Origin of the sequence: Bacillus sp. P14.5, assembly GCF_003316765.1 — a bacterium.
Lineage (GTDB): Bacteria > Bacillota > Bacilli > Bacillales > Bacillaceae_B > Rossellomorea.
This window is the reverse complement of record NZ_NIJF01000116.1, coordinates 284377-309331: the sequence shown is the minus strand read 5'-3', so window position 1 is coordinate 309331 and position 24955 is coordinate 284377. Positions and strand designations below refer to the sequence as shown.

Below are 24955 nucleotides of genomic sequence, written 5' to 3'. Positions count from 1 at the left end.
GGAAGATTCCCTACTGCTGCCTCCCGTAGGAGTCTGGGCCGTGTCTCAGTCCCAGTGTGGCCGATCACCCTCTCAGGTCGGCTACGCATCGTTGCCTTGGTGAGCCGTTACCTCACCAACTAGCTAATGCGCCGCGGGTCCATCTGTAAGTGGCAGCCGAAGCCGCCTTTCCACTTTTCCTCATGCGAGGAAAAGAACTATCCGGTATTAGCCCCGGTTTCCCGGAGTTATCCCAGTCTTACAGGCAGGTTACCCACGTGTTACTCACCCGTCCGCCGCTGATTTCAGGGAGCAAGCTCCCATCAATCCGCTCGACTTGCATGTATTAGGCACGCCGCCAGCGTTCGTCCTGAGCCAGGATCAAACTCTCCGATAGAAGTTTGACTTGCTCATGTGCTATTTTTAAAGTATTAGCAACTTTGTAAGAACAGTGTTCTTACTAGATTAACGTTGACGTTTTGTTTGTCTTGTTTTGTTCAGTTTTCAAGGTTCAATCATTTCCGCGCCTCGTTTGAAGCGACTTTATTATCTTAACATCCCACTTCGTTAATGTCAAACATTTTTTGAAATGTTTTTTAAAGCGGTTTGTTTTGTGTGTCGTTTGCAGCGACGAATAATAATATATCATGATAATATTTTGTGTGCAATACTTTTTTGAAATGTTTTTCTGGAAATCATAATTCTTTTCTTACTTGCATAGATTCTTAGTAATTATATTGAGGGAAAGGAGCCCTATTAATCTTATGGTCGTACAAGCAGCCCTTATTCTTTCATTTATCATGGCTATATATCTGTTTGCCTTCTCTTTTGTACAAGCTATCAAAATTGGTGAATCAGAAACAGAAGTCAGGGGAGGCACGTTCATTTTCTCTGTCATCATGGCATTTGTCTTCTCTGGACTCACTTATGTTTTTATTTAATAGAAAAAGCTCAAGCGCCCCTTTCAGCCCCGACAGGCAAATGTTACTTCCTTTTCTTCTCCAGGGTTTTTGAACCTGCGAGGCTAAGTCGGTTCCAGTAGGTACTGATCCTGGGCGGAAACGCTAACTGATTTTCGCACTAAAGATTATATACTTTCTTATATTTGACCAAAAATGGAGAAAGGACTCCCGTGGGTCCTTTCTCCATTTTTTATTTTGAGAAGAATAGTATTTCCATCTTAACTTTTATACTCTTCTTGCAGTAGAGCAGATAGTGATGCATCTACAAACTTCCCTTTTTCAAAGAAACGTTTACGCTGCGTTCCTTCATATACAAAGCCGCATTTTTCAAGAGCGTTTCTTGACCTATCATTTTCAGGATCATAGAAAGCTTCAATCCGATTGATTCCCATTTCTTTAAACGCATATGTAAATATGGCATTCAAGGCTTCATTCATTATCCCTCTTCCCCAGTAATCGGGACTGAGTTCATATCCAGTTTCTACTTTATAATGTTCTTTTTCGATTTCATGAAAGCCGCAAGTCCCCAATAATATATTTTCCGGTTTAAGCGTGATCGCCCATCTGATTTGTATATGGGTCCTGAAACCCGTGGCGATCTTTTCTATGAGACCCTCCGCTTGAGCAAGCTCGGTGAACGTTTCCAGGTCATAATATTCGGTTACTTTGTCATCGGAAAAGTTTTTAAATATGGCATGTGCGTCTTCCTGTTTAATTTCCCTTAACACCAATCTTCTTGTTTCCAGTACAGGAAACCTTTTAAAGGCATTCTCCATTGTTCTCATCAACTTTCACCCCTAACGCTGATCGTTTCTTGATTCTTCGTTCTTCTCTTACAAAGATGTAGATACCTAATAAAATAATTCCGCCGCCTATCACCTGAGACATTATAACGGCTTCACTTAAAAGATAATAAGCTAGTATCGAGGCGCCAATCGGCTCAAACAGGATGGCCATGGATATGGTTGAGGTGCTCAGCCATTTCAGCGACCAATTGAACAAGGTATGCCCCAGCAATGTAGGTATGATAGCAAGCAGAATAAAGTAGATCCATTCTTCCTTGGGGTAAGGGCCTAGTTTTTCTCCTTTGATCAAAACATAAAGGAACAATACAATCGTACTCATCAGATAAACAATAAATGTGTATGTGATTAAAGAAATCCGCTTTCTCACATTTTGGCCGAAAAGCAGGTAGGCCGTTACCAATGCACACGCCAAAAGCGCAAGCAGATCTCCCCAAAGAGCCATTCCGCTTATACGGAAATCTCCCCAGCTGATTATGATGCTGCCGCCAATTGCCAGCAGCGCCGAAAGCAAAGCCGTTTTGCTGAATTTTTCTTTAAAGAAAAGATAGGTCCCGGCAAATGCAAATAACGGCTGCAACGTGACCAATACTGTGGAGCTGGCAACAGAGGTGTAATTTAATGACTCAAACCAAAGAATGAAATGAAAAGCCAGAAAGAATCCGGCTGCTGTTGTAAATCCCCAGTCCCTGATAGTAATGCTCTTCAATTCATTTCTGTACTTCAATAGAAACACTGGAGACATCAGCAAGATGGTAAATAACAGCCTGTAAAATGCGATGATTCCCGCATCAGAGCTGGATACCTTGACTAAGATGGCTGATGTCGAAACTGATATTACTCCAATCACAAGAATGAAATATGGGTTCATGCGGATTTCCTGCATCTTTGTGTCTCCTTTCGTAAGGGGTGTCTGTCCTACCAAGTCTACTCTCAGAAGGTATTAAATTCTACCCCTTTATCAAAAAGTCCTTCAAACACTTTGGAAAGCGGATTTTCCACTCAGTCTGACTGACTATTTAATCTAAACTCTTCATCATCCAAATCAGAAGCAGTACTGCCTTTTCCCATAAATTACTGAAAAAAGCCAATAAAAAAACGACCGTTAACCGGCCGAATTCTTTATGTTCTTTTATTGATATTGACGGAAGTGATGAAAGACATATCCTGCAGGTTCTCCAACACTTCTGATAAATTGGTTTTAGGATTCATTGATAAGGAAAGAGTGTATTTCATTATTCCCTCTTCACCTGTTTTATCTTCTTCAAGATTATATTGGGAAATCTCAATTTCCTGGGAAGAAAGTTCAGAATTGATCCTCTTCACATGGCCCTCCCCTTTACTCAAAGTAATCACTAAGAGCAGGTTATCTTTTGTGTCGACCTTCTTTTTGTAGAATTTCTCAAATCTGTTCAAAAAGAATAAGGTAGTAATAATAATGATCGTGGCCAGCACAGCCTCATAGTACATGCCTATTCCAACAACAATGCCAATGCCTGCCACGACCCATATACTCGCAGCTGTAGTCAGCCCTTTTACCGTTATTCCTCCCTGAACGAGTATGGTCCCTGCTCCAAGGAAACCAATCCCCGAAATGATATAAGAAGGAATCCTGCTCGGGTCAAATCCCCTTATGTCCTCGTGGCTTCTAATATAGTCTTCAAATCCAAACAAGGAGACAAGTGTCAGCATACATGACCCCACACCCACGACTATATGGGTCCTCAAACCTGCAGGATGATTCTTGACTTCTCTCTCAATACCTATGAGTCCGCTTAAAAGTACAATTACCAATAATCTAATAGTAGAAGTTAACATATCATCTGTAAAAAACGACATCTATTCTCCTGCCTCTCCCTTACACTTTCACTTATGTGACGCTTTTTTTCCATACTATTTAACCTAAATTAGGTTTGATTAAACAGCAGCTGACCAGGGAGCACTCCAATTGTTCATAATCCTCCCAATCACCTTTCCTTACTTTTTGAGCTGGTCCTTTTACTATTTATATGCAGCTCTCTCGTCTTAATTAAAATTTTTTCAATAAATATATAATGGAGATGCCGCAGAATTCATTCGAAATATCACAGCAGATAAATAAATTCCTAAACGTTAGCACCTTATTTTTAAAAAAGGGACCACACTCAATGGCTGGCTGGCAGGCTGCCTCAATAACACATGCAAACCAAATATGGATTTCAATGTATTTGATTCTATTAGGAAGTATCTAGCCAATTGAAAAAATTGGAAACAAACGCACTTGATTCTATTTAAAAGGAAGAAAATCCTTTTGCAGCAGTGGTTTTGACTTAAACCTGGTGCAACTAAGCCACATTCAACCCTCTTGACGAAAAAATGCAGGGGTGATAGGCTTATCTTAATTGTTTTTGTTCGGTAACACTGAAAGATTCGTCTTGATAGATTGTTTAGAGCAAGAATGGTAATACATTGTGGCACAAAGCCACGCAGGAGGAAACACATATGTTACAAGGTAAAGTTAAATGGTTCAACGCAGAAAAAGGTTTCGGTTTCATCGAAGTTGAAGGTCAAGAAGATGTATTCGTTCACTTCTCTGCAATCCAAGGCGAAGGTTTCAAATCTCTAGATGAAGGTCAAACAGTTTCTTTCGAAATCGAAGAAGGCGCTCGCGGACCTCAAGCTGCAAACGTAACTAAGTAATTATCAAAAGAACTCCCGATTCCGGGGGTTCTTTTTTTGTCCTTTTTGCCATTGGTATGGATCCGCTAAAACAGAGGAACCTGAAGATAATGGATCGATAAGCCAGCAAACGTACCCTTAAGTCTTGGCAATACAGAGATAATGGTACGATTAACAGAGAAACGTACCATTAAGTCTGGACAACCCGGAGATAATGGTACGATTAACAAAGAAACGTACCATTAAGTCTGGGCAGTACAAAGATATTGGTATGATTAACAGAGAAACATACCATTAAGTCTGAGCAACTCAAAGATATTGGTACGATTTACAGAGAAACGTACCATTAAGTCTGGGCAGCATAAAGATATTGGTATAATTAACAGAAAACATACCATTAAGTCTAGACAACCCGGAGATAATGGTACGATTAGCGGAGAAACGTACCATTAAGCCTGAGCAGCATAAAGATACTGGTATAATTAACAGAGAAACGTACCATTAAGTCTGGACAACCCGGAGATATTGGTATGATTAACAGAGAAACATACCATTAAGTCTGGGCAGCATAAAGATATTTGTATAGTTAACAGAAAACATACCATTAAGTCTGGGCAGTACAAAGATATTGGTATGATTAACAGAGAAACATACCATTAAGTCTGAGCAGTACAAAGATATTGGTACGATTAGCGGAGAAACGTACCATTAAGCCTGAGCAGCATAAAGATACTGGTATGATTAACAGAGAAACGTACCATTAAGTTTGGACAACCCAAAGATATTGGTACGATTAACAAAGAAACGCACCATTAAGTATGGACAGCTCAAAGATATTGGTACGTTTAACGGAGAAACGTACCATTAAGCCTGAGCAGCATAAAGATATTGGTATGATTAACAGAGAAACGCACCATTAAGTCTGGGCAGCCCGAAGATCGGGGTGTAATTGCAAAGGAAGCGTACTATTAACCATTGCACGTTCACTAAAAGCATCCTTATTAACTACTCAGGGGAGATTCCAATTATTTTGTTTGCTTTACGAAAAAAACAGGTAAGTATATAATGAACATAACATCATAAAATAAAAAGAGCCCTGACGGCAATCAGGACTCTCTTACAGCAAATACCTGCATGGACATGCAGCGGCTCAACTTAAAGCTGAATACAAGAAGTAATCATCTATAACCTTTGGCCGGGGATGGGATGGTTACTTCTTTTTTTCTGTCACCGCGATAATCGCGACAACCAGAGTACCAAACGCAATCATGATTTGAAGCACGTCTCCAATAGCAACCATAAGCGTATCACCTCCCTTCATCCGGGAGTATGAGCCGCTGCCCCATCCTGTATTTCACTGTATCTCCATTATACCATCCAAAGACATTTTTTCACCTCGGTAAAAAGGACCCTTCTACCTTCAAAAGCGGAAGCGCCTTGTCCAACCCCGACAGGCAAATGTTCCGAAGCGAAAAAAAAGGCGCTCTTTCCTTTTATTCGCTACGGGTTATTTGATCCCGAGGGGCTAGGCGCTGCAGCTGGACGAATCAAAAGCGGAAGCGCCCTGTCCAGCCCCGATAGGCAAATGTTCCGAAGCGAAAAAGAGGCGCTCTTTCCTTTTATTCGCTTCGGGTTATTTAATCCGAGGGGCTAAGTCCGTTCCGGTTGGTGCGTACCCTCGGGCGCTGCAGCTGGACGAAACAAAAGCGGAATCTGCCGGCTCGACTCCGATAGGCAATTGTTCCGAAGTGTCCCAATGGGTACGGATCCTCGCCAGCTGCAGTCCCTTCCTGGACATTAAAAAGCCGAGGTATCAAAGACACCTCCGCTTTCCACTACTATAATTCCTTCAATTCATCCGCCAGAAATTGTACATCTGTCCCGACAACCACTTGCAAGTCTTGTTGATTCAGTTTGATGACTCCTTTGGCACCAAGGCCTTTCAGCTCCAGCTCGTTTGCCAGTCCTGTATCTTTCATCACAAGTCTCAGTCTCGTCACACAGTTATCAATGGAAATGATATTCCCTTTCCCGCCTAGTGCGGCAAGATATTTTTCTGCCAGTTCTTTATAATTCCCATCTGTACCCGGAGAAAATTCCCCTTCTGTCTCGACTTCCCTGCCTGGAGTATTCAAATTAAATTTGATGATCATGAAGTAGAAAATCGCGAAATAAAGCGCTCCATACAAGAGACCAAGCACCAGAAGCAGCAGAGGTTTTTGGGCAATATTATAATTTAGGATATAATCGATCGCCCCTGCAGAGAATCCAAATCCGTGATGGATATCAAGTATATATGCCAGGGACATCGCTGCTCCCGTTAACACAGCATGAGCTAGATAAAGAACTGGTGATAAGAACATGAACAGAAATTCGATTGGTTCAGTAATTCCCGTCAGGAAGGAGGTAAAAGCGATTCCGATCATCGCTCCGCTGATTAACTTCCTTCTTTCTTTACGCGCCGCCGCAATCATGGCAAAAGCAGCTGCCGGCAGACCGAACATCATAACAGGGAAGAAACCAGTCATAAAGGCTCCAGCATCCGGGTCCTTCGCGAAGAATCTGGTCAAGTCACCTTTGACGACTTCTCCAGCCGCGTTTGTAAATTCTCCAAACTCGAACCACACCAAAGTGTTTAAAACATGGTGCAGGCCAAGCGGAATTAGCAACCTGTTCAAGAAGCCAAATGCGCCCACCCCAAGTGCACCTGCTCCAACAATCCACTCACCGACTCCATTGATCGCATCCTGAATTGGCGGCCACACATAGCCAAATACTCCGGCCAATAAAATCATGACTAATGAAGTAATGATAGGAACAAAACGGCGCCCCCCGAAGAAGCCAAGATAATCCGGAAGCTTCTTATCATGGTATCGGTTATATAGCAGACCTGCTATGACCCCCGATAAAATCCCTCCCAATACCCCCATATTAATCTCTTCACTGATTGCTTTCGTTCCCTCTCCCAATACTAGGAAACCAATGGCACCCGCTAAACCGGCTGCACCGTTGCCATCCTTGGAAATGCCGATTGCCACCCCAATCGCAAACAATAAGGCCAAATGGTCAAAAATCGCTTTACCCGCAGCAGAAACAAAGGCTATGTCCAATAAATCCGGCTGCCCCAGCCTCAATAGCAAAGCAGCCGCTGGAAGGACAGCGATCGGAAGCATCAATGCTTTACCGATCCGTTGCAGAAATCCTAACATGTCAATCCCTTCTCTCCTATAATAGTAGTAATACTTATTAGGGCCCGTACTTTAAAATATGAGAAAGAGATGACAGGTTAGAACCAAAAAATAAGAGCGCTTCAACAAAGAAAGCGCTCTTATCTGTCATTTGTATAGGTACTGAGATTTAACGAAAGAAATAGTCTATGACTTTGCCTGTTACGGCATTAACTCTTATTTCAATTGTGTGAGGCGCATCCCCATAAGGATGTTCAACTTCTGCTATCCAAATCTTATCAACTTCATTAAGAGTGACATAGGGCGTTTCCTTGAGGGCAGTGATATATTCCTCTTCTTTCACCTCTATGTCTTTTCCATCCTTTTTCAAGGTAAACACACCGTTTTTTTCATTGCCGACAGACTCCCCGGTATGATTCTCAAACCATTCATTGATCTCCTTGTCTCTCCTTGCAAGATCAAGAATGTTATCTTTCGTAACTTCAAGTTCAGGAAACGTGACATCCAAGAGGAAATGTTGATTTAGCGTACACATCTCATGATTATTTCCGTTGTATTCCCCCGCGAAACCACATACATCCAGCATGATTCCTTCCAGCGGAAATTGATGGTCTTCAATCTTTTCCACCCCGCCACTGTCAGTCACTAAGAATTTCTCGGCTTCCCTGACTGCATATCCTTCCCGGTTGCCTGAAGAGCTGAGGGTATAATACTGAATGTCAGGACCTTTGAACATTTCAGAAGATAAAGCATCAAGATGCCTGAAGAAGTAGATGACTTCTGATTTTCCGTCAATCATCATTCCTTCTTCATTGCGATATCGTCTAATTTTTAAGTTTTTTCTTCGTCAAGCTGAAGATGGTAATAGATAAAACCATCAATAACAGGCTCTGTCAAACTTATATCCAGAGAATAAAGTTCTCCCTCCTTGTCAAAAGCTGTTTCAAAGCTATCAATCACTGCATAGTTCCCCATTCCCAGCTCTTCCTGCACATTCTTCCACTCTTCTTCAAAACTGATTTTATCCAAATGGTAATCTTCCAACTCAACCACCCTTGGCCATTCATAAACTGTTTTTTGAAAAAAGGGGATTGCGATGGAGATTAGAAATACTGCAAAACCGAGAAAGGCAGCCTCCCGCTTTCTTTTAATATTCTCGCCAGGTTTAAAAAACAACAGAAAAATAATAAAGCCAATGGGCAATTTTATCGAATTAATAGCAAAAGAAAATGCTCCTAGAATGCTATATCCAAATAATTTCAACAGTACCTGTGATTCTTCTTCTTTAGATCTGTTATAGATATAGAAAACCCCAATAACCTGAAGAAGAAACAGATCCAACATTATAGCTTTATCCATATTCAATCTTCCCTTTCATTGTGAAGCAGTTCCACTTACTATTCTTATGCCGCAGCAACACAGGAATAGAAAAACTTTTGAAACCTTGATATATTATAAAAGAAGAAAAGCAACGAAAGGATGTTGTGAAATGACAAGCAATGACGAAAATCAAAACGAAAACATTGTTTATTATAAAGACGAGCCTGATGAAGTGAGCGGAAGATGTGAATGCGGAAACAAGCTGTTCAAGTCAACCGTCAAAGACGGCATGTTTTACCGAAAATGCAGGGAATGCGGTAAAACGAAAATCGTGTAGATCTCTTCTGCAGAGAATAAAGCCCAAAAATACAGCCTTCCCTTTAAGGAAGGCTACATTTTTACATCAGTGTTTTGGGTACTACTATATTTTTTATATAGATTCCTTCCTGCAATAACCAGCAGTCCCAGTGCTCCGTACGCCATGAACAGAACAAGGAACCCCCATAAGCCGATGACCGCATCGGCAAACTCCATATTTCCCCTGTTTGTGATTGCCTGCTGAATCTCAATGGCGAACACCAATACAAACATGAAAGTCATCGTATACAAAAAGGAAATCATCGTTATCCCAAAACGCATTTTAGAAAGCCACTTTGTAACCGCAAAAATGAAGAAAAAGACACCGATCCCAATAAACCCCATTATCCAGAAGTGCAGGTCTTTGTCTGTTAAGTTAAGCCCCAGAACATCATTGGAAAGCTTAATTAAAACGTCATGCAGCCCGTTTACCAATTCCGCAAGCAGCTTTATTCCATCTCTCACTACCTCACCCATTTCTATCAATAATTATTTTCTATCCATTATAACAATATAGAAATGGGTGCCAACACATATTTTTTGCTGTGGAAACCTAACTGCATTCATATCACACCATAGTTCCAGCCTTTCTCCTTCTAACTTCAGCGGCCTAATGTCACTGCAGCGGCAGACTTCCACCTATTGATGAATGCACTCTCAATATAAGAGGAATCTTTTCCGTACAAACGGATGACATCCTTGATTTCCTCTGGCAGATACTTAACATTTCGATTGTTGGCAAGCTCAGGGTACCCTGAGCCCCTCTGCAGATAGTCTGAAGATGCGACCTTGTACCATCTTTCCTCTTCAAGCGGGTTTTCCCCAATCAATATTCGATTAACCTTGGTACCGTCATGCTCAATTTCTGCGCCGGAAACGTGAAGGCTGCCGACGAATCTCCCTCTGAATCCCGGCCCTCTTCCGTCCGCAAGGCATACCTGTGCGTCAAGTGAATGCTCGAAAGCTTCTTTTAAATATTTTCCCTGTATCTCAAAAGAAGTTGGATTCAATGGAGACGGACAAATTTCTATAAGCTTTTTATTGGAAATAAAACCGAATGCCCCCGCATTTACGATTCCGCTGTTGATCAATCCTATATCAGCGTTCAACATATCTTTTAACCCGTCCGCAATCAAGTTACTGATAGGATTTTCCTGAACTACATCATGCCAAAGCGGTTTTGGCAGGGAATAAAGCTGCTGGCTCAGTGCAGTAATAGCTTTTTCTTTATTCTTTTTTAAAATGGAAATGACTTCCTCATCTTCTTGTTCATCCTTGGTCGGCAGAGTTTCAGAGTGAATCAGTTTCACTCCTTCTGTTGTTACTTCCGCTTCGATAATTCCGACATACTCACCGTAGCAGCCGGCACTGTTCAAAATCGTGCCATTAATGACCTTGGCTGCAGGATAAAGTTGATGATCATGAGCAGAAATAATAATATCGATGCCATCCAATTCCCTGGCGAGGTCATCATCTGCAAATGTCCCCACATGATTCAGCACAATGCTCACATCATACTTACCTTCATACCGATGCAGTTCTTGAAGAAGCGCCTCCTTATAAGAGCTGATATGTACTCCCAGACCATCATTAAACTCCCCAAGATCCGGAGATGATCCTGTCACCAAAATCCGGATTCCATTTTTTTCGACGATTATCGAAGTCGCAACTCCATCCAGTGCAGACTTATCCTTTCTTAACAAGTTATTGCTGATAAATGGGATGCTGCTACTGCTGGCCATGTACTGCAGTGTCTCCACTCCATTGAACGTTTCATTATTGCCGATCGTGATGGCATCATATCCAGCGGACTCCAGCAATTCAATTGCCGCAATCCCTCTTGTACCTTGAAGTTCAATACTTTTAAAATCAGCAAAATCCCCAGCATCCAAAAGCAATGTGTGTTCATCCTGAACCCTTCTTATGAGCGATACCGCTCTCGAATACTGTTCAAAGTGACTATGCAGATCATTTGTGTGCAAAATTTTAAATTTCATATTCCACCTCAGTTTTCTAGTGACTTAATGCCCTACCCATTACTTTTCTAAAAAATAAGTGTTCTCCTGCAAGAATAAAAACATTCGCAATATTTCAATTCCATTTTTTCTTATTAAACTGTTTAAAATTGTTTCATTTAGGCTATAATACCTATAAGAACGGAGATGTTATATATGAACGAAGACATTGAAACCCTAATGTTCATCAAGGAGCTGGGCAGATTGCTTGAAGATTACAAAAGATGCCCCGATACTCAATTAAAAGCTCTTATTGAAGATGACATCAACTTATTAACCCAAATTATAGATCCCCATTAACCTTGCCATAACAGTCCTGCTTCAGATTTTTGAGCCGGGCTTATTTTTATGCCTTTCACTTTAATACGTTAAAGCACGAAATGGACTGTCCCTTCTCGTGCTTTAACGTACTGAAGTGAAAATTTCCTTTTCAAGAAACCCCTCTGAAATATATGGGTTTTTTTACTTAGAAATACAAGGTTAGCCGTTACTAATCTATTTCATGTGGTAATATAATACGGACAGCTCCATTTGAACATACATAGATAAACGCTCGTTATTTTATTGCTGGAGGACAAAAGATGACTACTGAAATTCAAGCATTGGGTAAAATGTTATTAAATAAAAAGCACGATATTTCACTAGAGATACATAGAGACAGAATGGCAGATGTGCCGCTGACCGAGTCACAAAAACGTGACTTTGCAAAAATCGAGCCGATGATCCTCGAACTGCGTGCAGAGTTCATCAGTCTGTTTGGGGAAGCTTTAGTTGAGCATCAGGATAAACAAATAGCGAAAGATAGGGTCCGCGAGTGGGGGACCAAGAATGGAGAGTACTTTTTTCAATTAGGCGCGCCATTGAATGAAGCTCTCAGAGACACCAGTTTTTACAGAGAATATATTTGGCAGGCTATCAGACAGGCTGCGGGAGAGAGCCCAATTTCCTCAGATACCCTTTTTGAAATTGTATTTATCATAGATCCTTTATTGGACAGCGCTGTTTATTATTTCAGTCTTACCTACGTTGACAGCTTTCAACGTTCGCTGGAAAATGCCCGGTCTGCTTTTCTCGAATTGTCGGTACCAGTTGTCCCTCTTGGACCAGAAGTCGGTATCCTTCCTCTGATTGGAAATATCGATACGGAAAGAGCGAGACTGTTGATGGAAGAAACACTGAAGCAATCCGAAAGATTGAAGCTGAGCCATCTCGTCCTTGACCTGTCAGGTGTATTGACCGTCGATACCATGGTTGCCAATCAACTGTTCAAAGTGATTGAAGCCTTATCGTTAATCGGAGTAAAGACCATCATAACCGGAATCCGCCCGGAAGTATCTCATACCATGGTTTCATTAGGGGTGAACCTGAATCAACTGACGATAAAAGGCACGCTCCACCAGGCACTAAAAGATCTCGAGTTTCGCACTTTCAGTTAAATGGGTTTACCAGGCAGACACTACATCAAAGTGTTTGCCTTTTTTATGGTGCTGTCTCTGGTGTATAATACTCCAGAGATTGCTGCTTTTTATTATTTTAGAACAGACTGAAGGTGTGCGGTCTCCTGCAGGATTGGATTGTTAGGGGAAAATAAACACCATGCTTCAACTCGGTTTCCTCCTCTCTAGCAGAGTGTTTTCAAGTTTTTCACCTTGCTTCAATGCGCTAGTACCCTCACTAGCATGGTGTTTTTACGCTAAACACCATGCTTCACCTCGTTTTTCTCATCTCTAGCAGGGTGTTTTCAAGATTTACACCATGCTTCAACTCTGTTTCACCCTCTCTAGCAGGATATTTAGATGTATTTTAACCCTGAGGGCCTTGGCGCTGAAGCTGGACACGGATATCATTGTTAATCTATCTAAATAGATGGAAGGACGAGAGATTCTCGCCCATCTTTATATAGCAAATTTATCATACACCGTTTTTATATACTTGCCATTTCTGTTGTAATAGACTTCCTTCATGTAGTACCAATACGAGTCTTTATCGCTGTATATTTTGATATGCCCTGTTGATGTATAGGTCGTTTTGACATAGGACCATGTGTGCCCTTCTCCAATCGGAACATACATTGGGCTGATTTCATCTTCAGCTTGGATTGCTGTTGATTTACTGGATTCTTCTGCTGAGACCCCCGCTGCCCCCATAAGTCCTGCAGCCATAACAGCTCCCATCACACAGATAGATCCTTTTTTACTAAACATCCTTGGCTCCCCCTTTGGCTTTGCACTTTCATATAGTTCTATTCTCTTATGCAGTAGTATAATCCTTCCATTTTGTTAAAAAGCAGAGAATATATTAAAGCTGGAAGCTGGTTGAGATGGTTACCGCCGGATAATAAACATATAAATCAGGGCATTGACAGGGCTCACACAGCAGCTGGGTGAGCTTGAAGAAGATGGCGTCATCAATCGGATTGTTTATAATCAGGTCCCGCACAAAGTGGAATACGATCTCAGTGAATATGGACAAAGCCTTCAAGGCATATTAGATTCCTTGTGTGCATGGGAAGAAAACCACATTGTTAAAGTTTATGGTGATAAAACGGATGTCCTTGAGGTAAGCGTGCTGAATGAGTAGCCTCCCGCTGCCACCAATAGTGCATGTCTTCGTTTAACACATTAACGCGGTGAACCCATGAAAGGGACTGTCACTAGCCTTGCACCTGTTACAAAATATGGAAGTCTGTGGATAAAAAAATAAAAATGCTTCCCTAAACGCAAAAAAAGCCCTAATGTAGAAGATGCAGGACCATACTTGTTCCCAAATCTTCTACAAAAGGAGCTCATCACAATGAGTAAAAGTATAGGTCATGAAACGTTAATTTGTCAATGTTTAAAATTATTGCCAACCGAACACCTGAGATGTCCGCTGCTCGACTACAGAAAGAAGCTCAAAACAGAGTCCTTAATCAAAGTTTTTATCGCTGGCCAGTTAGATCAGTGGAATTCCTACAATCGTATGGAAGAGAAGCTCTTCGCTCATCCTTCCTTACGAGAGGAATTGGATCTCGATATGATCAGCGGCTCGCAATTAAGTCGCCGAATCAACGATCTTCCGACCGAAACTGTAGAGAAACTTTTCTATAAAGTTGTTGAGATACTTCTCCACCTTACTCGCGACCAAAAAGGGATTTCTAAAAAATTGGGGCTCCTCAAAATTGTCGATTCTACAGAACTGAAGCTGCCAAAAAACTTGTGTGAGTGGGCTAGGATTTCAAAGGATCATACGGCTGTAAAAATGCATACGAGGTTAGTTGTCACCTCACCAAATACAGCCTTTCCAGATAAAATCATTCCTTCTACGGGCAACGTCAGTGACTTTGAAAGTGCGAAATATCTTATCGAAGACTCTTCTGCCACCTACGTAACGGACCGGGGCTATTCCTCCAAAATGAACCTCGAAGAATGGCTAAAAAGAGACGTTTCCTTCGTAACGAGGATCTCAAAAAATCTGAGAGTATACATTGAAAAAGAGTTTGAACCAACTCATCCTTCTGTCACCAAAGATGCCATTGTCTATTTCGGCACCTCTCACCATCCTGTGCGATACATCGAATTTACGGATGAAAAGGATAGAGTGTATCGAATCTTAACCAATCGATGGGACCTTGAAGACACTGAGATTCTGGATATCTATAAAAACAGATGGATCGTGGAGCTCTTCTTTAAATGGATAAAACAGCACCTGAAGTTCACTAAAATTTGGAGCACMAAGCCCCAAGGAATCTGGAATCAAATGTTCTTAGCTGTCATTGCCTTTGGTTTATCTGTGATCGTTAAGCTTATGACACGATCCACCAAGACTACATGGGGATTCTTTCAATCACTTCAAACCTATCTCTATAAAACGTATAGCGATCTATTATTAGAATTAGGTAGAAAGAAGAAAGAATCAAAAGGCAGACAAAAAGTTCCGATCCCTTCGAAACCTAAACCTGATTTTGGAACTGTAGCCATGGTAAAAGGAAAACGACGAATTTAACTATAAGTATGTAAAAAAATGGGAACAAGGTCTTTTACAACCATGTTGCCCTTTTTTAATTCTCGAGCTAGAAATAACTGTAAAATTTTTGAATAAATTTAAGAAATTTACATAGATGCATTGCTAGTGACTGTCCCTCTTAGTGCTTTAAAGTACTGAAGCTATTATTTCTTATGGCGCTCTTCAAGCGTTAGAAGAACTTCATTTAACGGGAGGTCCTGTTCCTTCAGCAGCACCAGCAGATGATACAGCAGGTCCGCGCTTTCCCATTTCAATTCCTCTTGGTCGCGGTTCTTTGCGGCAATGATGACTTCGGAAGCTTCTTCTCCCACCTTTTTCAAGATCTTGTCGATGCCCTCTTCAAAGAGATAGGTGGTATAAGCTCCTTCAGGCCTCTCCTCAAAACGCTCGGAAATCAGCTTTTCCAGTGTGGAAAGAATTGAACTTCCTTCACTTCCCGTCTGTGAAGTCCCTTTTTCCGCCCTGTAAATACTCTCCTCGAAACAGCTTTCACTTCCTTTATGGCACGCAGGCCCTTTCGGCTCAACTTCCACCAGGACAGCATCCTGATCACAGTCATATTTCATTTCAATGATTCTCTGGGTATTGCCGCTGGTTTCACCTTTATGCCACAACTCCTGGCGCGAACGTGAGTAGAACCACGTTTCCCCTTTCTCCATAGACAGCCTCAATGACTCCGCATTCATATAGGCAAGCGTCAGCACCTTCTTAGTAGAGGCATCCTGGACGACTGCCGGAACAAGTCCATTTTCATCAAATTTTATCTTTTCAATGATATCGCTCATCTCACCACTACCTCCTTTCCGCGCAGGAACTCTTTTACCTGCCCGACACTGGTTTCTTTATAATGAAAAATAGAAGCTGCAAGAGCGGCGTCAGCTTTGCCTTTTTTAAAAATTTCTTCAAAGTGTTCCGCCTTGCCGGCCCCGCCTGACGCAATCACAGGAATCGATACCGCTTCACTTACAGCTTTCGTCAGCGGAAGGTTAAATCCGTTCTTCACACCGTCACTGTCCATGCTTGTCAAAAGGATTTCCCCGGCACCCAGCTTTTCGGCTTCCTTGGCCCAGGAAACAGCGTCCTTCTCAGTGACTTTCCGGCCGCCGTGCGTGAACACTTTCCATGTATCACTCTCTTCGTCATACTTGGCATCAATCGCCACCACGATACACTGCGAACCGAAATAAGCAGCACCTTCAGAAATCAATTCCGGTCTCAAAACGGCTGCCGTGTTCAAGGAAACCTTATCGGCGCCTGAGCGCAGTATGTTTTTCATATCCTCCACCGAGTTGATGCCGCCGCCTACCGTGAAAGGAATCGCAAGTTCCGAAGCAACTTCTTTGACCACATCGATCATCGTTTTACGCCCTTCATGGGATGCGGAAATATCGAGGAACACCAATTCATCTGCTCCCTGCTCATCATAAAATTTCGCGAGCTCGACTGGATCTCCCGCATCGCGCAGTTCGACGAAACTGACACCTTTAACGACCCTTCCTTCTTTCACATCGAGGCATGGGATGATCCGTTTGGTCAGCATGACGACACCTCTTCCACAGCTTCTTTCACTGAGAATTTTCCTGTATAAATCGCTTTTCCGACAATCGCGCCGGAAACATTGTTCTCTTTTAACAGACGAAGATCTTCCAGCGAACTGACTCCTCCGGATGCAATCACTTCTTTTCCGGTAGCTTCAGCGAGATCGACCACTGCTTTTACATTGGGACCCGAAAGCATTCCGTCTGTTGCGATGTCCGTGAAAATGAACGTTTCCGCACCTGCACGGGCCAGTTCAATCCCTACATCAACTGCCTTCTTTTCTGATGTTTCAATCCACCCATGTGTGGCCACATATCCGTCTTTTGCATCAAGCCCGATGGCAATCCTGTTTCCATATTTCGCGAGCCAGCTCTTCACTAATTCTGTCTCTGAAACAGCGAGACTGCCGATGATGACACGCTGAACACCGTTGTTGAGATAATATTCAATGTCCTCTTCGGTACGGATGCCGCCGCCAATCTGGACTTTCGCTCCAAGGTCGCTGGCCACAGCCAAAACAAACTTATCGTTCACCCGGCTTCCTTCTTTCGCTCCATCAAGGTCGACCATGTGAATCCATTCGGACCCTTCCTCCACAAACCGTTTCGCCATATCAAAAGGAGAATCTCCGTACACTGTTTCCTTGCTGTAATCTCCTTGCAGAAGACGGACACATTTGCCGCCCCTCATGTCGATTGCCGGATAGATTGTGAAACTCATTGAACTCCCTCCCGTTTTAACGCCAGTTCTGTAAAATTCCGAAGCAGCTTCATGCCGAGCTCACTGCTTTTCTCCGGGTGAAACTGCATACCGAAAATATTCTCTTTTCCTGCAACCGCCGGAACCTCTACTCCATATTCAGCCGCGGCCACAACTTGCTCAGGATCCTCCTCAGAAACATAATAGGAATGAACAAAGTAGACATAGTCCTCCTTCAGCCCTTCCAGCAGCGGTGAATCATTGAGGAATTTGAGCTTATTCCAGCCCATGTGAGGAATCTTCATTTCTTCTGTCTGTCTTGGAATGCGTATGACACGCCCTTTTAACAGTCCCAGCCCTTCTGTGGAGCCATTCTCTTCACTCTCTTCGTAAAGAAGCTGCATCCCTAAGCAGATGCCCAGCAGCGGCTTACCGCTCGCTGCATACCCTTTTATGAATCCAATGAGCTCCTGCCTTGCAAGAAGAGTCATGGCATCTCGGAATGACCCTACGCCCGGAAGGAGAAGGCCGTCCGCTTTATCCAATTCACTTCTATCCTCACTGATAAAATAAGGGACGCCGAGCCGCTCCAGAGCCTTGGCGACACTGAACAGATTGCCCATCCCGTAATCGACGATTCCGATCATTTATAACATTCCTTTCGTTGACGGCACCCCTTGAATTCTCGGATCTATTGTGGTCGCCTCATCCAGGGCGCGTCCAAGAGCCTTGAACACCGCTTCAATCATGTGGTGTGTATTGTGGCCGTAGTGAACGACCACATGAAGGTTCATCCTTGCTTCCAAGGCAAGCTTCCATAGAAACTCATGAACCAGCTCTGTATCGAATGTACCTACCTTCTGGCTTGTAAACTCTGCGCGCATTTCAAGATGCGGCCTGTTGCTCAAATCGACGACCACCTGCGCCAATGCTTCATCCATGGGAACAAAAGCATTTCCGTAACGCTTGATACCTTTCTTATCTCCAAGGGCCGTCTGCAGTGCCTGCCCAAGACAAATCCCGATATCCTCTGTTGTGTGGTGGTCATCCACTTCAACATCTCCATTGGCATTCACATTAAGATCAAACTGCCCGTGCTTCGTGAACAGATCCAGCATGTGCGACATAAACGGCACACCTGTTTCAATCTTTCCACTTCCGGTTCCATCTATCGTAAAATCAAGTTCAATCTGGGTCTCATTCGTCTTGCGGACCAACTCCGCTCTCCTGCTGTTTTCCATGCGCTTCACTCCTTCATCGTATTAAAAGGGACAGTCCCTTTCGCTGCGTTAATGCGTTAAAACCTTTATTTAAAACGCGATTCGACCGCTCTGGCATGCGCCTCTAATCCTTCGAGCCGTGCAAGTTTGGCGATTTTACTGTAATTGTACTGTAAAGCTTTCTCGCTATATGAAATGACCGAGGACTTTTTTGTGAAGTCATCGACGTTTAATGGCGATGAGAATCGGGCCGTCCCGTTCGTAGGAAGAACATGATTCGGTCCTGCGAAATAATCGCCGACAGGTTCAGAACTGTATCTTCCAAGGAAAATTGCCCCCGCATGGCGGATTTTCGCCATTGTCTCCATCGGATCGCTCGTCATGATTTCCAGATGCTCCGGTGCCAGGTCGTTGACCACTTCAATGCCTTTTTCCATATCATCAACGAGATATATTGCGCCGAACCGCTCGATGGATTCTCTTGCAATCTCTTCACGCGGCAGGTCGCTCAATTGCTGTTCCACCTTCTTCGACACTTCTTCTGCCAGCCGCGATGAATTCGTGACCAGGACAGCCGAGGCATTCGTGTCATGCTCAGCCTGCGAAAGCAGATCCGCCGCAATTTCGTCCGCTTTCGCCGTTTCATCAGCCAGGACGACGATCTCACTTGGCCCGGCGATCATATCAATGGCCACATCGCCGAACACCTCACGCTTGGCAAGAGCCACATAGATATTGCCCGGCCCGACGATTTTATCGACAGGCTCCACACTCTCTGTTCCATAAGCGAGGGCACCGATCGCCTGGGCGCCGCCGACCTTCCAGATCTCGGTTACTCCGGCTGTTTTAGCTGCTGCCAGAACGGCTGAGGGTATCCGGCCGTCTTCTCCTGGAGGGGTCACCATGACAATCCGTTCCACCCCCGCAACCTTGGCTGGAAGGACATTCATCAAAACAGAGGAAGGATAAGCTGCTGTGCCGCCCGGGACGTAAACTCCAACTGAATCCAAAGGGGTAATTTTCTGTCCGAGAAGAGTGCCATTCTCATCGGTATCAAACCAGGAATTTCTCCGCTGCATCCCATGAAAGCTCGAAATGTTTTGGGCTGCCTCTTCAATAATTTTCATCATTTCAAGCCCAACTTCTTCTACCGCCGCATCGATTTCTTCTTCAGAAACACGTAAATCCTTCAACCGCACCCGGTCAAATTTTGCTGTGTAATCTATAAGCGCTTTGTCGCCGCGCGATTTCACTTCACGCAAAATCCCCTGTACTGTTTTCCTCTGTTCTTCCGTTCCGCTGTCGATTGAGCGCTTAATCGATAAGTTTCCTTCTGCCTTTATAATCTTCATAGAAATCCCTCCCTTTACACGCTGATGCTGCTGACGACTTCCCTTAATCTCTCTGCCAGTTCATCGATTCGTTCATCTTTCATCCGGTAACTCACCGGGTTCACAATCAGCCTGGAGGTAATACCGACAATCTTTTCATACTCGACCAGCCCGTTTTCCTTCAAGGTCCTGCCAGTGGAAACAATATCGACGATTCTGTCCGCCAGCCCGATCATCGGTGCAAGTTCGATGGAACCGTTCAGCTTTATGATTTCAACCTGCTCACCCTGTTCACGGAAATATCCTGATGCTATAGCTGGATATTTTGTCGCGATTTTCGGTGCCACCTCATTCATTTTCGTTCCGGGCAGCCCGGCAACCGCCAGATAGCACGCAGAAATTTTCAAATCCAGAAGCTCATAAACGTCTCTTTCTTCTTCGAGCATGACATCCTTCCCGGCAATGCCAAGATCAGCTACCCCATGCTCCACATATGTCGGAACGTCCATTGGTTTGGCGAGGATGAATGTCAACTTTTCTTCAGGAACCTCGATGATCAATTTACGGGAATCATCGAATTCCGGCGGAAGTTTGTAGCCCGCTCGCCTCATCAGTTCAAGTGCTTCGTCAAAAATCCTCCCCTTCGGCATCGCAATCGTCAAATCTATCATCGTTCATCACCGCCTTTGCCATTCTTTCCTATAAAATAGCTTACCTCTGTGAATTCCTTGGAAAACTCGTCAACATCTGTAATTCCTTTCCAATCCTGAAGTACCACACTTTTTCCCTGGCTTCTCAATTCCTGCGCAAAAGTAATCGCTTCGCCTCTGCGTTCTCTGCTGAAAAGCACGCAATGATCGGTGACAGGACTTTCAGGGAACCCCAAGCCTTCCAATATATGATCCAGCTTAAGGGCGAAACCTGTCGCACCCGATTCCTTACCGAACTTTTCCATCAATTTATTGTATCGTCCGCCGTTCCCTATCGGAAAACCGACATTCTCGGCGTACGTTTCAAACAGTATCCCTGAATAGTAGCTCATATGGCTTACAAGACTGAGGTCAAACTTTACAAACTCAGCCAAACCGTAATCTTCAAGAAGCTCTGATAACTCTTCCAGCTGCCCGATTGCTTCCCTGCCAGCCTGCCCCTCCATAAGGGGATACGCTTCCTGAAGCATTTCTTTTCCGCCCCTTATTTTCAAGAATGAAAGCAGGCGCTGCTTATCAATCGAAGAAAGAGACAGCTTGTTGACATGGTCCCTGAATCCTACATAATTTTTTTCATAAAGGAAGCGGCTTAATGTATTGGCCCGTTCTTCCGTTCCTAAAATTTCTTTAAAGAGCTCCCTGACAAACCCAATGTGCCCGATCGAAATCGTGAAATTCTTCAGTCCGGCGGTTTTTAAGGAGGAAATCATCAAGGAAATCACTTCACCGTCCGCAGAAATGGTTTCATCCCCAATGCATTCAATTCCGAACTGCTCGAATTCTGCGGGACGTCCGCCTTCTCTCTGCTGAGCGCGGAAGACATTTGCACAGTACGCAAGCCTCAATGGCTGCTTGTTCTGCAGAAGTTTAGAGGCGGCAACCCTTGCAATCGGCGCTGTCATATCGGGACGCAGCACAAGTGTGTGGCCCTGCTGGTCCAGAAGCTTGAACAGCTGCCTGTCCAGGATGGCGGATGCCTCGCCGACAGTTTCAAAGTACTCGAGGGTAGGCGTTTCAATAAACTGATAACCCCAGGCTTTCATTGTTTCTTCCATCTTCGTTTTCAATGAAGCTTTCGCTTGATAGAGATTCGGGAATGTATCTCTCATCCCCAACGGTTTCTCAAACATGAACAGCTTTGACATGACAACCACCTTTTATCTGAATTTTTACAGTATCTATTCATTATCCCACTGCAGTCGTTTTATTGAAAATATTTAAAATCCTTTAGTTCGCTAATGTGCTAATAAGTTAAAGTTATATGTAGTGTAACTTCTTCCCCCTCTTCCGTCAACCGAAAAACTTCTTTGGGTAGTTTGTGCTTAATAAGGGAAAGGCATTTGTGGATTTGCGAAGAAAAGTATGACTATTTTATACGCTTATATTCACCGTAAGTATAGCAATTTTTATCATTCTCGTTCTTTCCCTGTTTTAGTTGCTTTATGAAAAATAGACCAGGCTGCTAAGTGGAAGAGTCCTCTATAGTAAAAATATTATGGGCAAAAGCCTAATGGGTTTACATTAGAAGTGTAACCCTTTAAAGGGCTTATACTTAATTGAGTAACCAGTTCCAATAAAATAAGGGGATAATTTCCCGTTAAATGTAAAAATCCAACTCAAATGCGGGTATTTAAGGGGAAATTTTCCCCTTATTCAAATAAAAGTGACCCATTTTCTCGTTATTTAAGTAAATAGCGGTAATTTCTCCCTCTATTTAAGCCTGGTTTTAGTGATTTTCCCTAAATAAGGGGAATTTCTCCCCTTATTATTCAAACTTTTTTTAGCGTCTAATGAACATGTACAACTTACGGTTGTTTACTAGAAACAGCGCAGGCGGAGGTTTCTCAGAAGAGGCGGTCTCCTCCTTTTTTCTCCAGAGATTATTCAGCCTTAAGGGCGGAGTCCGTTCAAGCGGTTACAGATCAGCCGGATGTGGAGATATAATTGTTAAGTAATCTCTTAAAGCACAAATAAACCCCCTCGGCTAATGCCAAGGGGGTTCTTATCAATCCTTATTTCCATATATTTCATCATCTTTCCATCGGTCCGCAAGTTCTTCTTTTGTGTAAACAACCTTCATAGGATTGCCGCCGACAAAAGCGCCCGCCGGTACATCCTTGTGGACAAGGGTGCCCGCGGATACAATGGCTCCGTCGCCGATTTTCACACCTGGAAGGATCGTCGTGTTGGCTCCGATCATGACTTCACTGCCAATTTCCACATCACCGAGGCGGTACTCTTTTATCAAGTATTCATGCGCGAGTATGGTGGTATTGTAGCCGATCACAGTGTTGCGGCCGACGGAAATTTTTTCAGGAAACATGACGTCGAGCATGACCATTAAGGCGAATGACGTTTCTTTGCCGATCTCCATTCGCAGAAACTTCTTATACAGCCAGTTTTTCATTCCTAAGAAAGGCGTGTATCTTGCCAGCTGGATAACGGCGAAGTTCTTGACCACCTTCAAGAAGGGAACGGTCTTGTACACATGCCAGAGAGAATTTGCCCCGTCAACTCGATAACGGGTTGTCCTTCTCATCGTTTATCCAACCCGACAACATCTAAAAGATCAGCCATCGTTTCCAGCATGAAGTCAGGCTCATACTGGTCCAGATATTCACGGCCCTTTGCACTCCAGGCAACACCTGCAGAAAGTGTTCCCGCATTTTTCCCGGCAAGGACGTCATGGTGGTTATCTCCCACCATAATTGATTCCTCTGGTGTTGAATCAAGGGCTGCCAATGCTTTCTGTACCGGTTCAGGATCCGGCTTGGCGTTTTCTACTTCATCCAGCGTGACGATGACATCGAAGAATTGGTCTAAATTAGTAAGCTTCAATCCTTTAATGACGACATCACGAATCTTAGTAGAAACGATCGCCAGTTTGTAACCGTTTTGGCTCAAAGTTTGAACGGTTTCAAAAACGCCTTCGAATTCCGTTACCAGAGAATCATGTTTTTCAAGATTATAGGTTCTGTAGGTTTTAACCATATCTTCAACCGCATCAGGATTCACTTTTATAAAAGATTCTTCGAGCGGAGGCCCCATGAATTGCAGGACATCTTCCCGTTTGTACTGATTGGGAAAATAAGTGTTCATGGTATGCAGGAATGAAGAAATGATCAGCTCGTTTGTATTGATCAACGTTCCATCCAAGTCAAATAACACTGTTGTGATTTTTTCACTCATAGAGTTGCTTCCTTTCCTTTGGCTTTAGTTACTTCGACACGTCTCCAAATATGGGCGACAGCCAGTGTCAGCAGAATTGCCGTCACAAGCCTGATGATCAAGAGCGGCAGTACTGGGATGCCGAGCGGGATGAAGATGAAGGTGTCTTCTACAACAGCATGGCAGGCCACAAGGAAAATAAAGGCGATGGTTACATCTTTCTTGCTTACCCCATCCTCTTCGACCGCCTGGATCATAACCCCTGCTCCATACGCAAGTCCGATCAGCAATCCCGCTGCCAATGTCGTCGATGTATTTTCATTCATTCCCATTGCTCTTGTGAACGGCGACATCCATTTCGAGAAGGCTGCCAGCCATTTTTTATCCTTCATGATCTGAAGGGCAATCATCAACGGTATGACAATCAGTGCCAGCTGCAGGATCCCGTAACCGGCTTTTTCAAAGGCGAGCAGTACTATTTGGCCCCAGCCTTCCGGATCTGCTCCCTGTGGAGGAACCATTCCATACTGGGCCAATTCCCCGCCTCCATTCCAAACCAGATTGATCACAATGGCTGAAATGATGGCCAGCCCGAGTCTGACTGCGACGATGATCCATATTTTCACGCCTACCTTAGCAGCGACCGTCGATTCAATCAGCAGATTATGAGAGAAGCTGAGCATCACTGCGACGATGAATACCTCTTTTACGGTGAGGTCTAGGGAAAGGATCCCTCCTATGGCTGCATAAAGGTTCAGGAAGTTTCCGAGAACGAGCGGAATCGCCGCATCCCCGGAAAGGCCGAACAATCGCATGAATGGAGAAATCTTATCGATGATCCACGGTAAAATCGGTGTATGCTGCAGCAGCACGACAATCATGGTGATGGGAAAAATGACTTTCCCCAGTGACCAGGTCGTCTTCAAACCGGCCATCCAACCGTTTTTTACAGATGTTCCAAGCATTCTCCTTACTCCCCTTACAACTGTTTTTCATCAAGT

At 43.6% G+C, this 24955-nt stretch carries 28 protein-coding genes, 1 rRNA gene and 1 pseudogene; 7 read left to right on the top strand and 23 right to left on the bottom strand.

Annotated features, from left to right (window positions below):
* Positions 1 to 376 (bottom strand): 16S ribosomal RNA (locus B9Z54_RS23875); the annotation flags it as partial.
* A gap of 367 nt (positions 377 to 743) precedes the next feature.
* Between B9Z54_RS23875 and B9Z54_RS25390 the strand changes: the two genes are divergently transcribed.
* Positions 744 to 920, top strand: a complete 177-nt coding sequence (locus tag B9Z54_RS25390) for a hypothetical protein (RefSeq protein WP_187444449.1) — start codon at positions 744 to 746, stop codon at positions 918 to 920.
* A 239-nt stretch (positions 921 to 1159) separates the two neighbouring features.
* On the opposite strand, the gene B9Z54_RS23870 is transcribed toward B9Z54_RS25390, so the two are convergent.
* The 3 genes from B9Z54_RS23870 to B9Z54_RS23860 all read right to left on the bottom strand — a co-directional run bounded on the left by B9Z54_RS23870 (position 1160) and on the right by B9Z54_RS23860 (position 3583).
* The gene (locus tag B9Z54_RS23870) at positions 1160 to 1726 is read right to left on the bottom strand and encodes a GNAT family N-acetyltransferase (protein ID WP_345840767.1); all 567 of its coding nucleotides are present in this window, start codon (positions 1724 to 1726) and stop codon (positions 1160 to 1162) included.
* Positions 1701 to 2630, bottom strand: a complete 930-nt coding sequence (locus B9Z54_RS23865) for a DMT family transporter (protein ID WP_113930826.1) — start codon at positions 2628 to 2630, stop codon at positions 1701 to 1703. Before B9Z54_RS23865 ends, B9Z54_RS23870 begins: the two co-directional genes overlap by 26 nt.
* Before the next feature lie 236 nt (positions 2631 to 2866).
* Positions 2867 to 3583, bottom strand: coding sequence for an MgtC/SapB family protein (locus B9Z54_RS23860; protein WP_113930825.1), 717 nt, complete (start codon positions 3581 to 3583; stop codon positions 2867 to 2869).
* 642 nt (positions 3584 to 4225) lie between these two features.
* Here B9Z54_RS23860 and B9Z54_RS23855 point away from each other — a divergent pair.
* Positions 4226 to 4423, top strand: coding sequence for a cold-shock protein (locus B9Z54_RS23855; RefSeq protein WP_113930824.1), 198 nt, complete (start codon positions 4226 to 4228; stop codon positions 4421 to 4423).
* Positions 4424 to 5612: 1189 nt separating this feature from the next.
* Here the strand turns inward: B9Z54_RS23855 and B9Z54_RS25995 are convergent.
* The 5 genes from B9Z54_RS25995 to B9Z54_RS23840 all read right to left on the bottom strand — a co-directional run bounded on the left by B9Z54_RS25995 (position 5613) and on the right by B9Z54_RS23840 (position 8949).
* Positions 5613 to 5723: a putative holin-like toxin gene (locus tag B9Z54_RS25995; RefSeq protein WP_222928187.1), complete on the bottom strand. Its 111-nt coding sequence runs from the start codon at positions 5721 to 5723 to the stop codon at positions 5613 to 5615.
* Between the two features lie 312 nt (positions 5724 to 6035).
* Positions 6036 to 6200, bottom strand: coding sequence for a hypothetical protein (locus B9Z54_RS25105; RefSeq protein ID WP_162785349.1), 165 nt, complete (start codon positions 6198 to 6200; stop codon positions 6036 to 6038).
* Between the two features lie 40 nt (positions 6201 to 6240).
* Positions 6241 to 7611: an N-acetylglucosamine-specific PTS transporter subunit IIBC gene (gene nagE, locus B9Z54_RS23850; RefSeq protein WP_113930823.1), complete on the bottom strand. Its 1371-nt coding sequence runs from the start codon at positions 7609 to 7611 to the stop codon at positions 6241 to 6243.
* A 148-nt stretch (positions 7612 to 7759) separates the two neighbouring features.
* Complete coding sequence (locus tag B9Z54_RS23845) at positions 7760 to 8389, bottom strand: hypothetical protein (RefSeq protein WP_113930822.1); 630 nt, start codon at positions 8387 to 8389, stop codon at positions 7760 to 7762.
* Between the two features lie 32 nt (positions 8390 to 8421).
* The gene (locus B9Z54_RS23840) at positions 8422 to 8949 is read right to left on the bottom strand and encodes a hypothetical protein (protein ID WP_113930821.1); all 528 of its coding nucleotides are present in this window, start codon (positions 8947 to 8949) and stop codon (positions 8422 to 8424) included.
* 130 nt (positions 8950 to 9079) lie between these two features.
* Between B9Z54_RS23840 and B9Z54_RS25385 the strand changes: the two genes are divergently transcribed.
* Positions 9080 to 9247: a DUF8096 family protein gene (locus B9Z54_RS25385; RefSeq protein ID WP_187442848.1), complete on the top strand. Its 168-nt coding sequence runs from the start codon at positions 9080 to 9082 to the stop codon at positions 9245 to 9247.
* Between the two features lie 53 nt (positions 9248 to 9300).
* Here B9Z54_RS25385 and B9Z54_RS23835 read toward each other — a convergent pair whose 3' ends face one another.
* Both B9Z54_RS23835 and B9Z54_RS23830 read right to left on the bottom strand, forming a co-directional pair.
* On the bottom strand, positions 9301 to 9744 hold the full coding sequence (locus B9Z54_RS23835) for a hypothetical protein (protein ID WP_240190072.1): 444 nt from the start codon (positions 9742 to 9744) through the stop codon (positions 9301 to 9303).
* Between the two features lie 125 nt (positions 9745 to 9869).
* Entirely contained in the window at positions 9870 to 11264 is a 1395-nt protein-coding gene (locus B9Z54_RS23830; protein ID WP_113930820.1) for a bifunctional metallophosphatase/5'-nucleotidase, read from the bottom strand.
* 174 nt (positions 11265 to 11438) lie between these two features.
* Between B9Z54_RS23830 and B9Z54_RS25380 the strand changes: the two genes are divergently transcribed.
* Both B9Z54_RS25380 and B9Z54_RS23825 read left to right on the top strand, forming a co-directional pair.
* Positions 11439 to 11582 carry a hypothetical protein gene (locus B9Z54_RS25380; RefSeq protein ID WP_187444448.1) on the top strand — a complete coding sequence of 48 codons (144 nt, stop codon included), beginning with the start codon at positions 11439 to 11441 and terminating at the stop codon, positions 11580 to 11582.
* 281 nt (positions 11583 to 11863) lie between these two features.
* Positions 11864 to 12718, top strand: coding sequence for an STAS domain-containing protein (locus B9Z54_RS23825; RefSeq protein ID WP_113930819.1), 855 nt, complete (start codon positions 11864 to 11866; stop codon positions 12716 to 12718).
* Between the two features lie 459 nt (positions 12719 to 13177).
* On the opposite strand, the gene B9Z54_RS23820 is transcribed toward B9Z54_RS23825, so the two are convergent.
* The gene (locus B9Z54_RS23820) at positions 13178 to 13486 is read right to left on the bottom strand and encodes a hypothetical protein (protein ID WP_113930818.1); all 309 of its coding nucleotides are present in this window, start codon (positions 13484 to 13486) and stop codon (positions 13178 to 13180) included.
* Between the two features lie 163 nt (positions 13487 to 13649).
* Between B9Z54_RS23820 and B9Z54_RS23815 the strand changes: the two are divergent.
* Positions 13650 to 13862 (top strand): annotated as a pseudogene (locus B9Z54_RS23815) (winged helix-turn-helix transcriptional regulator); the annotation flags it as partial.
* Positions 13863 to 14075: 213 nt separating this feature from the next.
* The gene (locus B9Z54_RS23810; protein WP_113930816.1) at positions 14076 to 15266 is read left to right on the top strand and encodes an IS4 family transposase; all 1191 of its coding nucleotides are present in this window, start codon (positions 14076 to 14078) and stop codon (positions 15264 to 15266) included.
* A gap of 164 nt (positions 15267 to 15430) precedes the next feature.
* Here B9Z54_RS23810 and hisIE read toward each other — a convergent pair whose 3' ends face one another.
* From hisIE to B9Z54_RS23755, 11 genes are all read right to left on the bottom strand, one after another.
* Positions 15431 to 16072, bottom strand: a complete 642-nt coding sequence (gene hisIE / locus B9Z54_RS23805) for a bifunctional phosphoribosyl-AMP cyclohydrolase/phosphoribosyl-ATP diphosphatase HisIE (RefSeq protein WP_113930815.1) — start codon at positions 16070 to 16072, stop codon at positions 15431 to 15433.
* On the bottom strand, positions 16069 to 16827 hold the full coding sequence (gene hisF / locus B9Z54_RS23800; protein WP_113930814.1) for an imidazole glycerol phosphate synthase subunit HisF: 759 nt from the start codon (positions 16825 to 16827) through the stop codon (positions 16069 to 16071). Before hisF ends, hisIE begins: the two co-directional genes overlap by 4 nt.
* On the bottom strand, positions 16821 to 17546 hold the full coding sequence (gene hisA / locus B9Z54_RS23795; protein ID WP_113930813.1) for a 1-(5-phosphoribosyl)-5-[(5-phosphoribosylamino)methylideneamino]imidazole-4-carboxamide isomerase: 726 nt from the start codon (positions 17544 to 17546) through the stop codon (positions 16821 to 16823). Before hisA ends, hisF begins: the two co-directional genes overlap by 7 nt.
* A complete protein-coding gene (hisH, locus tag B9Z54_RS23790; RefSeq protein ID WP_113930812.1) occupies positions 17543 to 18172 on the bottom strand; it encodes an imidazole glycerol phosphate synthase subunit HisH in 630 nt (209 codons plus the stop codon). Before hisH ends, hisA begins: the two co-directional genes overlap by 4 nt.
* Positions 18173 to 18766, bottom strand: coding sequence for an imidazoleglycerol-phosphate dehydratase HisB (gene hisB, locus B9Z54_RS23785; protein WP_113930811.1), 594 nt, complete (start codon positions 18764 to 18766; stop codon positions 18173 to 18175).
* A 65-nt stretch (positions 18767 to 18831) separates the two neighbouring features.
* Positions 18832 to 20097, bottom strand: a complete 1266-nt coding sequence (gene hisD / locus B9Z54_RS23780) for a histidinol dehydrogenase (protein WP_113930810.1) — start codon at positions 20095 to 20097, stop codon at positions 18832 to 18834.
* Between the two features lie 14 nt (positions 20098 to 20111).
* Positions 20112 to 20747, bottom strand: coding sequence for an ATP phosphoribosyltransferase (hisG, locus tag B9Z54_RS23775; protein ID WP_113930809.1), 636 nt, complete (start codon positions 20745 to 20747; stop codon positions 20112 to 20114).
* Entirely contained in the window at positions 20744 to 21931 is a 1188-nt protein-coding gene (locus B9Z54_RS23770) for an ATP phosphoribosyltransferase regulatory subunit (protein ID WP_113930808.1), read from the bottom strand. Before B9Z54_RS23770 ends, hisG begins: the two co-directional genes overlap by 4 nt.
* Positions 21932 to 22791: 860 nt before the next feature.
* Positions 22792 to 23325 carry an acyltransferase gene (locus B9Z54_RS23765; protein WP_113930807.1) on the bottom strand — a complete coding sequence of 178 codons (534 nt, stop codon included), beginning with the start codon at positions 23323 to 23325 and terminating at the stop codon, positions 22792 to 22794.
* Complete coding sequence (gene ppaX / locus B9Z54_RS23760; RefSeq protein ID WP_113930806.1) at positions 23322 to 23975, bottom strand: pyrophosphatase PpaX; 654 nt, start codon at positions 23973 to 23975, stop codon at positions 23322 to 23324. Before ppaX ends, B9Z54_RS23765 begins: the two co-directional genes overlap by 4 nt.
* Positions 23972 to 24919 (bottom strand): nucleoside recognition domain-containing protein, encoded by a 948-nt coding sequence (locus B9Z54_RS23755; protein WP_113930805.1) that lies wholly within the window; start codon positions 24917 to 24919, stop codon positions 23972 to 23974. The genes ppaX and B9Z54_RS23755 overlap by 4 nt, the downstream gene beginning before the upstream one ends.
* Positions 24920 to 24955 lie beyond the last annotated feature (36 nt).